Below are 14,031 nucleotides of genomic sequence, written 5' to 3'. Positions count from 1 at the left end.
AGGGCCCGACGGACACAGGGCCTGATCGGCACAGGGTGTGACCGCCCGCGGGCGGACGCACCGGCGCCCCACGAGCACCGCTCGTGGGGCGCCGGCGTGCTGTCAGGCGGTGAGCTCGGCCGCGTACGGAGGTTCCGCACCGGCACGGGAACAGGTGACCGCCGCCGCACGCGCCGCGAAGCGCAGCAGCGCCGTCCAGCCCGTGGCACCGAGGCCCGCCAGGGCGTCGGGGGACAGCGCGTCCCGGACGGCCAGACCGTGCAGGAGCGCGGCGTTCACGGTGTCGCCCGCGCCGATGGTGTCGACGACCGTGACCGTCTCGCCCGGCACGGAGTACTCGCCGTACCCCGCGCCGTCACGGGTGAACGCGGTCAGACCGGCGCCGCCCCGGGTGATCACGACGGCCGACGGCCCGGACGCCAGCCACTCGCGGGGCGTGCCGCCGAGCCAGTGCGCGTCCTCCTCGGAGAGCTTGAGCAGCGTCACGTACGGCAGCCAGCTCTTGAACCGGGCGCGGTAGGCGTCCGCGTCGGGGATCAGCCCGGCCCTGATGTTCGGGTCGAGCGCGGTGAAGACGCCCCGGCGGGCCGTCGCCCGCAGCAACTCCTCGTAGGCGCTCGCTCCGGGCTCCAGGACCAGCGAGCAGGTCCCGAAGGACACGGCCCTCGTACCCTTCGGAAGCAGTGCGGGAGCTGTGAACAGGCGGTCCGCGGTGCCCTCGACGTAGAAGGAGTACGTCGCCGAGCCGTCCTCGCCCACCGTGGCGGCGGCCAGCGTCGTCGGCTCCCCGCCGCGCCGCACGGACGACACGTCGACACCCGCGTCGCGCAGGCCGTCCAGGAGCGCCTCGCCGAAGGCGTCGCGGGAGACCCGGGAGCAGAAGGCGGTCGGGGAGCCGAGCCGGCCGAGCGCCACGGCCGTGTTGTACGGGCCGCCGCCGCGCGCCGGTTTCAGCGCGGCGAGCGCGCCCGTGCCCTGGGGCACCAGATCGATCAGGGCCTCACCGGCGACGACGATCACGAGACGGGTCCTTTCCGGGGGTTTCGCGCGGGCTCGGGGCAGCCGCACGAGGTGCGGTGGACGAAGGTGCTGGGCAGCCGCACGGTACGGCCGGGCCGCCCGGGTGAGGCCAGCCGCTCCAGGAGCAGCCGGACGGCCCGGGCCCCGATCTCCTTGCTGGGCTGGGAGATCGCGGTGAGGCGGGGTGAGAAGAGGTCCGCCCAGGGGAAGTCGTCGAAACAGCACAGCGCGAGATCGCCTGGCACCGACAGGCCACGTTCGCGCAGGGCGCGCAGGGCGCCGATGGTCATCGCGTTGTTGGCGGTCACCAGGGCGGTGGGCGGCACGCCGAGGGCGAGCAGGGCCCGCGTGGCGCGTTCACCGCCCTCGGCCGCGGAGTCGCCGTGCACCACGAGCCGTTCGTCGTAGGGCAGTCCGGCGGCGGCGAGCCCGTGGCGGTACCCGGTGATCCGTTCCGTGGTGGTGCTGAGGCCGGGCAGGCCGGCGACCAGGCCCACCCGCTTGTGGCCGAGCCCGGTGAGATGGCCGACCAGTCGCGTCGTCGGCTCGGTGCTCTCGGCGCAGACCTGGTCGAAACGGGCCGGATCGCCGGGGGCGGCGGCAGGGTCGACCAGCCGGTCCAGGAAGACGGCCGGCACGGCGTGCCGCAGGAGGTGGCCGACGAGTTCTCCCGGACCGGCCGAGGGGGCGATGATCACGCCGTCGACGCGGCGCTCGTGCAGCAGCCGGACGGCCTTCAGCTCGTGCACGGGGTCGTCGTGCGGATCGGCGATGAGCAGGCTGTAGCCGTGTTCCAGTGCGGCGGCCTCCACGCCCTGGAGGATCTCCGTGAAGTACGGGTTGCTGATCGCCGAGACCGCCAGGCCGATGGACCGCGTCCGCGAAGTCACCAGGGAGCGGGCCAGCGTGTTGGGCGTGTAGCCGAGCTCGTCGATGGCGTCCAGGACCGCCTGGCGGGTGCGGGGCCGCACCGGGCGGGTGTCGTTGAGCACGTGGGAGACGGTCGCCACCGACACACCGGCGTGGCGCGCCACGTCGACCATCGTCGCCAAGGCCCTGCCCCCTCTCGTTCACTCCCGTCGGGAGCGCTCCGGCGGGACCGTACCGCATGGACGGGGTGCACGTAAACGTTCGCGTAAGCGTTTACGTCTGCCGGGGTGCTCACGCCCCGGCCCGCCCCGCGTTCGCCGGCCGCGGCGCCTGAGCCCCCGCCCCCGGGGACACCCGGCGAGCCCCCGCCCCCCGAGGGCACCCGGCGAGCCCCCGCACTCGGCGGCCCCGCCGCCCGCCGGTATCGTCGACACCCCCGACCAGTGGAGATGCCATGCCCGCCCGCCCGTCCGCGAGCCGCCGTACCGTCCTGCGAGGAGCGGCCGCCGTGCCGGTGGCCGGGGCGGCACTCGCCGCCTGCTCACCCGGGGACGACGGGGAGGCGTCGGCGGGACCCACCGCGCCGGTCGAGCTCGGCCCCGAGAGCGAGGTCGCCAAGGGGGGCGCCAAGCTCTACGAGGACGAGAAGGTCGTGGTCAGCCGGGCCGAGGACGGCTCCCTGAAGGCGTACAGCTCGATCTGTACGCACGCCGGGTGCCCCATCAACAAGCTGGAGGGCACCACGCTCACGTGCCCGTGCCACGGCAGCGAGTTCGACGCCACGACCGGCAAGGTGGTGCACGCGCCGGCCACCGAGCCGCTGTTCGCGCTGTCGGTGAAGGTCGAGGGCGGCAGGATGGTGGCGTCGCCGGACGCCTGAGCGCGCTCCTCCCGGACGGACCCGCCCGCCCACGGGCAACGGCGGCGCCGGCCCGTGCACAGAGGCAGACGGCGCCCGACCGTCCACAGGGGCGGCCGGAGCCGTCACGGTGTCAGCGCTCGCCAGTAGGGTGTCTGACATGGCCGACCCCTCCAGCTACCGCCCCAGGCCGGGACAGATCCCGGACTCACCCGGGGTCTACAAATTCCGCGACGAGCACCGCCGGGTGATCTACGTCGGGAAGGCGAAAAGCCTGCGCCAGCGCCTGGCCAACTACTTCCAGGACCTGGCGGGCCTCCACCCCCGCACCCGCACCATGGTCACCACGGCCGCGTCCGTGGAGTGGACGGTGGTGTCGACGGAGGTCGAGGCGCTGCAGCTGGAGTACTCCTGGATCAAGGAGTTCGACCCCCGGTTCAACGTCAAGTACCGCGACGACAAGAGCTACCCGTACCTCGCCGTGACGATGAACGAGGAGTTCCCGCGCGTACAGGTGATGCGCGGCCACAAGCGCAAGGGCGTGCGCTACTTCGGCCCGTACGGGCACGCGTGGGCGATCCGTGACACGGTCGACCTGCTGCTGCGCGTCTTCCCCGTCCGCACCTGCTCGGCCGGAGTCTTCAAGAACGCCGCCCGCACCGGCCGCCCCTGTCTGCTGGGGTACATCGGCAAGTGCTCGGCCCCCTGCGTGGACCGGGTCTCCGCCGAGGAACACCGGGACCTGGCCGAGGAGTTCTGCGACTTCATGGCCGGCCGCACGGGGACGTACATCCGTCGCCTGGAGCGCCGGATGACGGACGCGGCCGAGGAGATGGAGTACGAGCGGGCGGCCCGTCTGCGCGATGACATCGGGGCCCTGAAGAAGGCCATGGAGAAGAGCGCCGTCGTGCTCGCGGACGCGACCGACGCCGACCTGATCGCCGTCGCCGAGGACGAGCTGGAAGCCGCCGTCCAGATCTTCCACGTGCGCGGCGGGCGCGTGCGCGGCCAGCGCGGCTGGGTGACGGACAAGGTGGAGGCGGTCACCACCGCCGGTCTCGTCGAGCACGCCCTGCAACAGCTCTACGGGGAGGAGACCGGCGACTCCGTGCCGAAGGAGGTCCTCGTCCCCGCGCTGCCCGAGCCCACGGAGCCGGTCCAGCAGTGGCTCACGGAGCGCCGGGGGTCGAACGTCTCACTGCGTATCCCGCAGCGCGGCGACAAGAAGGCCCTCATGGAGACAGTCCAGCGCAACGCCCTCCAGGCCCTCGGGCTGCACAAGACCAAGCGCGCCTCCGACCTCACCACCCGCTCGCGCGCCCTGGAGGAGATCGCCGACGCCCTCGAACTGGACAGCGCGCCCCTGCGCATCGAGTGCTACGACATCTCGCACCTCCAGGGCGACGACGTGGTGGCCTCGATGGTCGTCTTCGAGGACGGGCTGCAGCGCAAGGGCGAGTACCGGCGCTTCCAGATCAAGGGTTTCGAGGGGCAGGACGACGTCCGGTCCATGCACGAGGTGATCACGCGCCGCTTCCGGCGGTACATCGCCGAGAAGGAGAAGACAGGGGAGTGGGCCGACGGCGAGAGCCCGCTCACCGAGGAGGACGGACGCCCCAAGCGGTTCGCCTACCCGCCCCAGCTGGTCGTCGTCGACGGTGGCCGCCCCCAGGTCGCCGCCGCCAAGAGGGCCCTGGACGAGCTGGGCATCGACGACATCGCCGTCTGCGGGCTCGCCAAGCGCCTGGAGGAGGTCTGGGTGCCCCAGGACGAGGATCCGGTGGTCCTGCCGCGCAGCAGCGAGGGCCTGTATCTGCTCCAGCGCGTCCGTGACGAGGCCCACCGCTTCGCGATCACCTACCAGCGCACCAAGCGGGCGAAGCGCTTCAGGGCGAGCCCCCTCGACGAGGTGCCGGGGCTCGGGGACACCCGCAAGCAGGCGCTGATCAAGCACTTCGGTTCCCTGAAGCGGCTGCGGGCCGCGACGATCGACCAGATCTGCGAGGTGCCCGGCATAGGCCGCAAGACGGCCGAGTCGATCGCCGTCGCCCTCGCCCGGGCGGCCGCGCCCGCGCCCGCCGTGAACACGGCGACCGGAGAGATCATGGAGGACGAGGAGCGGGAGCCCGCGACGACGGGCTCGGTGACGGAGCCCTTCCCCGCGGACGAGGACTCCTCGCGGGAGCCCGGGCCGGCCGGGGACTCCACGGAGGAGCCCGTGACCGCGGGAGCCTCGGACGAGCGACGGGGGCAGGAGACATGAGCGACAGCGCAGGAAACGCACGACAAGAAGAGGCACGACGTGACGACGCACGACCCGAGGACGTGCGAACCGACGACGTACGGCGTGAAGACGCACGACAAGACGGCGCACGTCAAGACGGCGCACGTCAAGACGGCGCACGACAAGACGGCGCACGACAAGACGACGCACGAAACGGCGACGACGGAGCACAGGTGAGCAGCGGTACGCCCGGCGAGACGGCCACGACCCCGGAGCCGGCCATCCCCGAGCTGGTGATCATCTCCGGGATGTCCGGCGCGGGCAGGTCGACGGCGGCCAAGTGTCTGGAGGACCTCGGCTGGTTCGTCGTCGACAACCTGCCGCCCGCGCTGATCCCCACGATGGTGGAGCTCGGCGCCCGCTCCCAGGGCAACGTCGCCCGGATCGCGGTCGTCGTCGACGTCCGGGGGCGCCGCTTCTTCGACAACCTCCGCGAGTCCCTCGCCGACCTCGACGCCCGGCAGGTCACCCGGCGGATCGTCTTCCTGGAGTCCTCCGACGAGGCCCTGGTGCGCCGCTTCGAGTCCGTGCGCCGCCCGCACCCCCTCCAGGGCGACGGACGCATCGTCGACGGCATCGACGCGGAGCGCGAGCTGCTGCGCGAGCTGCGCGGCGACGCCGACCTCGTGATCGACACCTCCAGCCTGAACGTGCACGAGCTGCGCGCCAAGATGGACGCCCAGTTCGCGGGGGAGGAGGAGCCCGAGCTGCGGGCCACCGTCATGTCCTTCGGCTTCAAGTACGGCCTGCCGGTCGACGCCGACCTGGTCGTGGACATGCGCTTCCTGCCCAACCCGCACTGGGTCCCGGAGCTGCGCCAGTACACGGGGCTCAACGAGGACGTGGCCGCGTACGTCTTCAACCAGCCCGGGGCCAAGGAGTTCCTCGACCGGTACGCCGAGCTGCTGCACCTCATCGCCGCCGGGTACCGCCGCGAGGGCAAGCGCTACGTGACCATCGCGGTCGGCTGCACCGGAGGCAAGCACCGCTCGGTCGCCATGTCCGAGAAGCTCGCCGCCCGCCTGGCCGCCGAGGGAGTGGAGACGGTCGTCGTCCACCGGGACATGGGCCGCGAATGAGCGGACGTACTCCGCGGCTGAGCAGGCTGCGCCGGGCGAGCGCCGAGGGCCGCGGGGGCAGACCCGTCGAGGCGCGCGGCGCCAGGCCGCGCCGCCGCGGCACCCAGCCCAAAGTCGTCGCGCTCGGCGGCGGCATGGGCCTGTCCGCCTCGCTCGCCGCGCTGCGCCGGATCACCGGCGACCTGACCGCCGTCGTCACCGTGGCCGACGACGGCGGCTCCAGCGGGCGTCTGCGCGACGAGCTGGGCGTGCTGCCGCCCGGCGATCTGCGCAAGGCGCTGGCCGCCCTGTGCGGCGACGACGACTGGGGCCAGACCTGGTCCCGGGTGATCCAGCACCGCTTCCAGTCCCAGGGCGACCTGCACGAGCACGCGGTCGGCAATCTGCTGATCGTCGCCCTCTGGGAGCAGCTCGGCGACCACGTGCAGGCCCTGGACCTGGTCGGCAGGCTGCTGGGAGCGCACGGCAGGGTGCTGCCGATGTCGGCCGTGCCGCTGGAGCTCCAGGCGCTCGTCAAGGGGCACGACCCCGAGCGCCCCGACGACGTGGACACGGTCCGCGGGCAGGCCACCGTGGCCCTCACGCCGGGCGAGGTGCAGTCGGTGCATGTGGTGCCGCACGACCCGCCGGCCGTCCCCGAGGCCGTCGCGGCGGTGCTCGATGCCGACTGGGTGGTGCTGGGACCCGGTTCCTGGTTCTCCTCGGTGATCCCGCACCTGCTCGTGCCGGAACTGCTCGACGCCCTCGTCCGGACGAAGGCGCGCCGGGTGCTCTCCCTGAACCTCGCTCCGCAGCCCGGAGAAACCGAGGGCTTCTCCCCGCAGCGTCATTTGGAGGTTTTGGGACGACACGCCCCTAAACTCGCCCTGGACGTGGTGCTGGCCGACGAGGCCGCCGTGCCCGACCGTGACCTGCTCACCGACGCCGCCAAGGGGTTCGGGGCCGCGGTGGAGCTGGCGCCGGTGGCACGGACCGACGGATCTCCGCGGCACGACCCGGAGCTGTTGGCCGCCGCGTACGACCGTATTTTTCGGATGCATGGAAGGATCGGCCCATGGCGATGACGGCAGCGGTGAAGGATGAGATCTCCCGGCTTCCCGTCACCCGGACCTGCTGCAGAAAGGCGGAGGTGTCCGCCGTTCTGCGGTTCGCGGGCGGCCTCCACCTGGTGAGCGGCAGGATCGTGATCGAGGCCGAGCTGGACACCGCGATGGCGGCGCGCCGACTCAAGCGGGACATCCTGGAGATCTTCGGGCACAGCTCCGAGCTGATCGTGATGGCCCCGGGTGGTCTGCGGCGCGGCTCGCGCTATGTCGTACGCGTGGTCGCGGGCGGCGACCAGCTGGCCCGGCAGACGGGACTCGTCGACGGCCGGGGCCGGCCGATCCGCGGGCTGCCCCCGCAGGTGGTCTCGGGGGCCACCTGCGACGCCGAGGCCGCCTGGCGCGGTGCGTTCCTGGCGCACGGCTCGCTGACCGAGCCGGGACGCTCCTCCTCGCTGGAGGTGACCTGCCCCGGACCGGAGGCCGCGCTCGCGCTCGTCGGCGCCGCCCGCCGGCTGTCCATCGCGGCCAAGGCCCGCGAGGTGCGCGGCGTCGACCGGGTCGTCGTCCGTGACGGCGACGCCATCGGCGCCCTGCTCACCCGCCTCGGCGCCCACGAGTCGGTACTGGCCTGGGAGGAGCGGCGGATGCGCCGCGAGGTCCGGGCCACCGCCAACCGGCTCGCCAACTTCGACGACGCGAATCTCCGCCGCTCGGCGCGCGCGGCCGTGGCCGCCGGGGCCCGGGTGCAGCGCGCCCTGGAGATCCTCGCCGACGAGGTCCCGGAGCACCTCGCCGCCGCGGGACGGCTGCGCATGGAGCACAAGCAGGCCTCCCTGGAGGAACTGGGCGCGCTCGCCGACCCGCCGCTGACCAAGGACGCCGTCGCCGGACGGATCCGCCGGCTGCTCGCCATGGCCGACAAGCGGGCGCAGGACCTGGGCATTCCGGGCACGGAGTCGAACCTCACCGAGGAGATGGCCGACAACCTGGCCGGCTGACCTGCGGCTTCCCGGACGACCTCCCGGACGACCTGCTGGACGACCTCCCTGACGAGAGCCCGACCCCGGACCTCTCGCCGTGGCAGCCGGTGCACGGCCCGCACCGGCGGTCACCGCGGAGCCCGCACCGGCGGATTCACCCCAAGCCGCACCGGGGCGCCACCGCGGGCTCACGCCGCCGGTCCGCACCGCCGGGCCGGCACCGGCGGCTTCGCCGCATCCCGTCACCCGACCGCACGGCGTGCTCCGCCGTGCGGTCCGGCGGGAGCGGCCATATTGACATGATCATGAAGCGTGACGAGCCTGGCGTCCGCGCACAGACGTGCCTCACCACATCGAGGGGTGCTCATGAGACGAAGAGCGGGATCGATCCTCGCCGCGAGCGCGCTCCTGCTGGGTGGGCTGGGCCTCGCGCCCCAAGCCCTCGCGGCGGGAGCCGATCCGTCGGACCCGGGCGCGGACGCCGTGAAGGTGTTCCGCGCCGACGTCACGAAGGGGCAGTTACCGCTGCTCCTGGCGGAAGGGCAGGACGGCCACGAACTCAGCCGGCAGGCGTCCGGCGACGGCAGGGCCACGGTGGAGGTCTACCTCACCGACAAGCAGGCCACGCATCTGCGGAAGCAGGGCGTCCACCTGACCGAGCACCGCCTCGCGGCCAAGACCGCGGCCCGCGTGGACGCCGCCGGGGACGGCGTGTTCCGCCCGTACAGCGGGGCGGGCGGCCTGCGCGAGGAGATCGTCCGGACGGGGCAGGCCCACCCCGGACTCACCAAGGTCGAGTCCATCGGCAAGACCCTGAACGGCCAGGACATCCTCGCGCTCAAGCTGACCAGGAACGCCAGGAAGACCAGGGACGGCGCCAGACCCTCCGTGCTGTACATGTCCAACCAGCACGCCCGTGAGTGGATCACCCCCGAGATGACCCGGCGGCTGATGCACCACTACCTGGACAACTACGCGACGGACAAACGGATCAGGAAGATCGTCGACTCCACCGAGCTGTGGTTCGTCCTCTCCGCCAACCCCGACGGCTACGACTACACGTTCGAGTCGCCGGACAACCGCCAGTGGCGCAAGAACCTCCGGGACGTCAACGGCGACGGCGCCGTCACCACCGGCGACGGCGTCGACCTCAACCGCAACTTCGCCTACAAATGGGGCTACGACGACGAGGGCTCGTCCCCCAACCCCACCAGCGAGACCTACCGCGGCGCGAGCCCCGGCTCCGAACCCGAGACCAGGGCGCTCGACGCCCTGGAGAAGCGGGTCGGCTTCACCTACGGCATCAACTACCACTCCGCCGCCGAACTGCTCCTCTACGGGGTCGGCTGGCAGGTGGCGACACCGACCCCCGACGACGTGCTCTACCGGTCCCTCGCCGGCACCCCCGAGAACTCCGCGGTCCCCGGCTACCACCCCCAGGTCTCCTCCGAGCTGTACACCACCAACGGCGAGGCGGACGGGCACGCCGCCAACGTCAACGGCATGGGGATGTTCACCCCGGAGATGTCGACGTGCCAGACGGCGTCCGACCTCGACCCGGACGACGCCTGGAACGCCGCCGACTGCGAATCGGTCTTCACCTTCCCCGACGACGAGAAGCTCATCCAGCGGGAGTTCGCCAAGAACGTCCCGTTCGCGCTCTCCGTCGCCGAGACCGCCGCCCACCCCGACCGCCCGTCCTCCTCGGTCGGACTCGCGGCCCCCGACTTCACCCCGGCCGCGTTCACGGCCTCGTACGCGCGCGGCGGCGCCCAGGAGGTCTCCGTCGTCGCCCGCAGGTCGGTGCGCGACAAGGAACTCAGGTACCGCGTCGACGGCGGCCGCACGCACGCCGTGCCGCTCAGGCCCTGGAAGGGCGGGGAGACGTACGGCGGCGAGGACAACCTCTACTTCGACGAGTACCGCGCGAAGGCCGCGGGCCAGAAGCCCGGCGACAAGGTGGAGGTCTGGTTCACCGGCAGGGCCCGCAGCGGCGGGCGCACCTCCAGCGAGCACTTCACCTACACCGTGGCACAGCGGCCCCGCGCCGACGTGCTCGTCGTCGCCGAGGAGGGCGCGGCGGCCACCCAGGCGCAGGCCTACGTGGACGCACTGAAGGCGAACGGGCACCAGGCGGTCGTCTGGGACGTCGCCGCCCTCGGCGCCCCCGACGCGCTCGGCGTCCTCGGCCACTTCCGGACCGTCGTCCACTCCACCGGAGCGGCCCGGCCGGGCAACGCCACCCAGCTCCAGCTGCGCGCCTTCCTCAACGAGGGTGGCAAGCTGATCGAGGCGGGGGAGCAGGCGGGCGGCACCGTCGACCTCGGCGGCGGCAACCTCTCCAACGACTTCAGCCAGTACTACCTGGGCGCCTACTCGCGTACGTCCACACCGGGCGCCACCGGATTCACCGGATCGGGGAAGCTCGACGGGGTCACCGGGCCGCTCGGCGACGCGCCCGGCAACCCGCTGAACGCGGCGGGCACCTACGGCGTCACCTCCGACAGCCTGCCCGCCGACCAGTACCCGCGGTTCGCGAGCGCCGGGGCGGGGCAGTTCGCCGGAACCGTCAACCCGTACGGGCCCTACGAGGGCGCGTACATGGCCGCCGCCGTCCACACGGACGACTCCTGGAAGCGGCTCACCCGCACCATCGACCTCACCGGGGTGAGCGCCGCCGACCTGCCCGCGCTGCGGACGCGGCTGCTGTGGGACACCGAGCCCGGCTACGACCACGCCGTGCTGGAGATCCACACCACCGGCGCCGACGACTGGACCACGCTCCCGGAGGCCGGCGGCGCCACCACCGCCGACGTGCCCGCCGAGTGCGAGGCCGGGTTCCTGATCCAGGAGCACCCCGCCCTCAAGCGCTATCTGACCCCGGGCGCGGACGGCTGTTCCCGCACGGGGACGAGCGGCTCCTGGAACAGCTTCACCGGGGCCTCCAGCGGATGGCAGCAGGTCGCCTTCGACCTGAGCGCCTACGCCGGGAAGTCGGTCGAGGTGTCGCTGAGCTACATCACCGACCCCGGCTCCGGCGGCCACGGCGTCCTCGCCGACAACGCCTCCGTGGTCGTCGGCGGAACGGCGGCCGAGACCGAGGGCTTCGAGACGTCCCTCGGCGCCTGGAGCGTGGCCGGGCCGCCCGCGGGCAGCCCGGCGGTCCTCAAGGACTGGGCACGCACCGGACAGCTCTTCAGGACGTACGCGGCGGTCACCACCGGCGACACCGTGCTGCTCGGCTTCGGTCTGGAGCACGTCACCGCGGTCGCCGACCGCACGGCGCTGGTCGGGAAGGCGCTCGCGGCTCTGCGCGTCTGACCGGCCGGCCGGCGCCACCGGGAGCCCGGATCCCGCGTGACGGCGGGCCGGACGGCACGGCGGTCCGTACCCCTACTGGCGGGTACGGATCGCCGTGCCGTGTATGGGCGGGCTCGATGTCACCAGAGCCGCTTCCGGGAGGTAGGGTCGTAGGCGGTCGGGGACATCCCATACAACTCGCCGGCGTCGTAAGCCGGCGTACCAACGAGGAGATCGGTTCGTGACGATCCGCGTAGGCATCAACGGCTTTGGCCGCATCGGTCGTAACTACTTCCGCGCGCTGCTGGAGCAGGGTGCAGACATCGAGATCGTGGCTGTCAACGACCTGGGTGACACCGCGACCACTGCCCACCTTCTCAAGTACGACACCATCCTGGGCCGTCTCAAGGCCGAGGTGTCGCACACCGAGGACACCATCACCGTCGACAACCGCACCATCAAGGTGCTGTCGGAGCGCAACCCCGCCGACATCCCGTGGGGCGAGCTGGGCGTCGACATCGTGATCGAGTCGACCGGCATCTTCACCAAGAAGGCCGACGCCGAGAAGCACATCGCCGGCGGCGCCAAGAAGGTCCTCATCTCGGCTCCGGCCAAGGACGAGGACATCACCATCGTGATGGGCGTCAACCAGGACAAGTACGACGCGGCGAACCACCACGTCATCTCCAACGCCTCCTGCACCACCAACTGCGTGGCGCCGATGGCCAAGGTTCTCGACGAGAACTTCGGCATCGTCAAGGGCCTGATGACGACGGTCCACGCGTACACGAACGACCAGCGCATCCTGGACTTCCCGCACAAGGACCTGCGCCGCGCCCGTGCCGCCGCCGAGAACATCATCCCGACCACGACGGGTGCCGCCAAGGCCACCGCCCTGGTCCTGCCCCAGCTCAAGGGCAAGCTCGACGGCATCGCGATGCGCGTCCCGGTCCCGACCGGCTCGGCCACCGACCTGGTCGTGACCCTCCAGCGCGAAGTCACCAAGGACGAGGTCAACGCCGCGTTCAAGAAGGCCGCCGACGACGGCGACCTCAAGGGCTACCTCTTCTACACCGAGGACGAGATCGTGTCCTCGGACATCGTCAGCGACCCGGCCTCCTGCACCTTCGACTCGTCCATGACCATGGTCCAGGACGGCAACTCGGTGAAGGTCCTCGGCTGGTACGACAACGAGTGGGGCTACTCCAACCGCCTCGTCGACCTCACGGTCTTCGTCGGCGGCCAGCTCTAGGTCCCAGCAGGCACCTCGATGCAGCAGCAGGGCTCGGGCAGCGCAAGGTCGCGCTGCCCGAGCCCTGCTCTGCGTGACGATCGATCAGCCCTCCCGGATCATCAGAGCCCCTAGGAGCCCACTCATGAAGACGATCGACGAACTTCTCGCCGCGGGCGTGGACGGCCAGCGGGTCTTCGTCCGCGCCGACCTGAACGTGCCCATGGCCGACGGCCGCATCACCGACGACGGCCGCATCCGCGCCGTCCTGCCGACCGTCGAGGCACTCGCCGAGGCGGGCGCCAAGGTGATCGTCGCCTCGCACCTGGGCCGCCCCAAGGGCGCCCCGGACCCGGCGTTCTCGCTGCGGCCCGCCTCCGAGCGGCTCGGCGAACTCCTCGGCGCGCCCGTCGCCTTCGCCCAGGACACCGTCGGCCCCGCCGCCCAGGAGACCGTGGCCGGCCTCCGGTCCGGCCAGGTCGCGGTCATCGAGAACCTGCGGTTCAACGGCGGTGAGACGTCCAAGGACGACGCCGAGCGCGGCGCGTTCGCCGACCGGCTCGCGGCCCTGGCCGACGTCTACGTCGGCGACGGCTTCGGCGCCGTGCACCGCAAGCACGCCTCCGTCTACGACCTCCCGGCGCGCCTGCCGCACTACGCCGGCCACCTCATCGCCACCGAGGTCGGCGTCCTCAGGAAGCTCACCGAGGACGTGAGCCGCCCGTACGTCGTCGCGCTCGGCGGCGCCAAGGTGTCCGACAAGCTCGCCGTCATCGACCAGCTGCTCGGCAAGGCCGACCGCCTGCTGATCGGCGGCGGCATGGCCTACACCTTCCTGAAGGCCAAGGGGTACGAGGTCGGCATCTCCCTCCTCCAGGAGGACCAGGTCCCGGCCGTGAAGGAGTACATCGAGCGCGCCGAGAAGAACGGCGTGGAGCTCGTCCTCCCCGTCGACGTGCTCGTCTCCACCGAGTTCCCCGATCTGAAGACCAAGGCCCCGGCCAACCCCACCACTGTCGCCGCGGACGCCATCCCGGCCGACCAGGAGGGTCTCGACATCGGTCCTGAGACCCGCAAGCTGTACGCATCGAAGCTCGCCGACGCCGCCACCGTTTTCTGGAACGGCCCGATGGGCGTCTTCGAGCACCCGGACTACGCCGAGGGCACCAAAGCGGTCGCCCAGGCCCTTCTCGACTCCCCGGCCTTCACGGTCGTCGGCGGTGGCGACTCCGCCGCGGCCGTCCGCATCCTGGGATTCGACGAGACGGCATTCGGCCACATCTCGACCGGCGGCGGCGCCTCCCTCGAATATCTCGAGGGCAAGACGCTCCCCGGCCTCGCCGCACTGGAGGACTGACCTCA

The 14,031-nt window shown here is 72.1% G+C and carries 11 protein-coding genes; 9 read left to right on the top strand and 2 right to left on the bottom strand.

Annotated elements, in window-relative coordinates:
• Nucleotides 1–102: 102 nt before the first annotated feature.
• Nucleotides 103–1,020: a PfkB family carbohydrate kinase gene (locus tag ACFY93_RS18790; RefSeq protein ID WP_391360012.1), complete on the bottom strand. Its 918-nt coding sequence runs from the start codon at nucleotides 1,018–1,020 to the stop codon at nucleotides 103–105.
• A complete protein-coding gene (locus ACFY93_RS18785) occupies nucleotides 1,017–2,072 on the bottom strand; it encodes a substrate-binding domain-containing protein (RefSeq protein ID WP_391360009.1) in 1,056 nt (351 codons plus the stop codon). The genes ACFY93_RS18790 and ACFY93_RS18785 overlap by 4 nt, the downstream gene beginning before the upstream one ends.
• A gap of 272 nt (nucleotides 2,073–2,344) precedes the next feature.
• On the opposite strand from ACFY93_RS18785, the gene ACFY93_RS18780 reads away from it, so the two are divergent.
• The 9 genes from ACFY93_RS18780 to ACFY93_RS18740 all read left to right on the top strand — a co-directional run bounded on the left by ACFY93_RS18780 (nucleotide 2,345) and on the right by ACFY93_RS18740 (nucleotide 14,026).
• Nucleotides 2,345–2,770 carry a Rieske 2Fe-2S domain-containing protein gene (locus ACFY93_RS18780; RefSeq protein ID WP_391360006.1) on the top strand — a complete coding sequence of 142 codons (426 nt, stop codon included), beginning with the start codon at nucleotides 2,345–2,347 and terminating at the stop codon, nucleotides 2,768–2,770.
• 139 nt (nucleotides 2,771–2,909) lie between these two features.
• Nucleotides 2,910–5,012 carry an excinuclease ABC subunit UvrC gene (gene uvrC / locus ACFY93_RS18775; RefSeq protein WP_391360003.1) on the top strand — a complete coding sequence of 701 codons (2,103 nt, stop codon included), beginning with the start codon at nucleotides 2,910–2,912 and terminating at the stop codon, nucleotides 5,010–5,012.
• Between the two features lie 39 nt (nucleotides 5,013–5,051).
• Entirely contained in the window at nucleotides 5,052–5,210 is a 159-nt protein-coding gene (locus tag ACFY93_RS18770; protein ID WP_391360000.1) for a hypothetical protein, read from the top strand.
• Nucleotides 5,207–6,112, top strand: a complete 906-nt coding sequence (gene rapZ / locus ACFY93_RS18765; RefSeq protein ID WP_391359997.1) for an RNase adapter RapZ — start codon at nucleotides 5,207–5,209, stop codon at nucleotides 6,110–6,112. Before ACFY93_RS18770 ends, rapZ begins: the two co-directional genes overlap by 4 nt.
• Complete coding sequence (gene yvcK, locus ACFY93_RS18760) at nucleotides 6,109–7,176, top strand: uridine diphosphate-N-acetylglucosamine-binding protein YvcK (RefSeq protein WP_391359994.1); 1,068 nt, start codon at nucleotides 6,109–6,111, stop codon at nucleotides 7,174–7,176. Before rapZ ends, yvcK begins: the two co-directional genes overlap by 4 nt.
• On the top strand, nucleotides 7,167–8,156 hold the full coding sequence (gene whiA, locus ACFY93_RS18755; RefSeq protein ID WP_391359991.1) for a DNA-binding protein WhiA: 990 nt from the start codon (nucleotides 7,167–7,169) through the stop codon (nucleotides 8,154–8,156). The genes yvcK and whiA overlap by 10 nt, the downstream gene beginning before the upstream one ends.
• A 348-nt stretch (nucleotides 8,157–8,504) precedes the next feature.
• Nucleotides 8,505–11,459, top strand: coding sequence for a M14 family zinc carboxypeptidase (locus ACFY93_RS18750; RefSeq protein ID WP_391359989.1), 2,955 nt, complete (start codon nucleotides 8,505–8,507; stop codon nucleotides 11,457–11,459).
• A gap of 220 nt (nucleotides 11,460–11,679) precedes the next feature.
• Complete coding sequence (gene gap / locus ACFY93_RS18745) at nucleotides 11,680–12,690, top strand: type I glyceraldehyde-3-phosphate dehydrogenase (RefSeq protein WP_391359986.1); 1,011 nt, start codon at nucleotides 11,680–11,682, stop codon at nucleotides 12,688–12,690.
• 124 nt (nucleotides 12,691–12,814) lie between these two features.
• Nucleotides 12,815–14,026 (top strand): phosphoglycerate kinase, encoded by a 1,212-nt coding sequence (locus ACFY93_RS18740; protein WP_391359983.1) that lies wholly within the window; start codon nucleotides 12,815–12,817, stop codon nucleotides 14,024–14,026.
• Nucleotides 14,027–14,031 lie beyond the last annotated feature (5 nt).

It is taken from the genome of Streptomyces sp. NPDC008313 (assembly GCF_042956125.1).
In the GTDB taxonomy this organism is placed as follows: domain Bacteria; phylum Actinomycetota; class Actinomycetes; order Streptomycetales; family Streptomycetaceae; genus Streptomyces.
Note: the sequence above shows the minus strand (reverse complement) of the source record. Positions and strands in the feature narration are given on the sequence as shown.

Excerpts from the sequence above, each read along its gene's own strand:
- ACFY93_RS18780 (WP_391360006.1), top strand. The coding sequence starts at position 2,345 with ATGCCCGCCCGCCCGTCCGCGAGCCGCCGTACCGTCCTGCGAGGAGCG.
- uvrC (WP_391360003.1), top strand. The coding sequence starts at position 2,910 with ATGGCCGACCCCTCCAGCTACCGCCCCAGGCCGGGACAGATCCCGGAC.
- yvcK (WP_391359994.1), top strand. The coding sequence starts at position 6,109 with ATGAGCGGACGTACTCCGCGGCTGAGCAGGCTGCGCCGGGCGAGCGCC.
- whiA (WP_391359991.1), top strand. The coding sequence starts at position 7,167 with ATGGCGATGACGGCAGCGGTGAAGGATGAGATCTCCCGGCTTCCCGTC.
- ACFY93_RS18750 (WP_391359989.1), top strand. The coding sequence starts at position 8,505 with ATGAGACGAAGAGCGGGATCGATCCTCGCCGCGAGCGCGCTCCTGCTG.
- ACFY93_RS18740 (WP_391359983.1), top strand. The coding sequence starts at position 12,815 with ATGAAGACGATCGACGAACTTCTCGCCGCGGGCGTGGACGGCCAGCGG.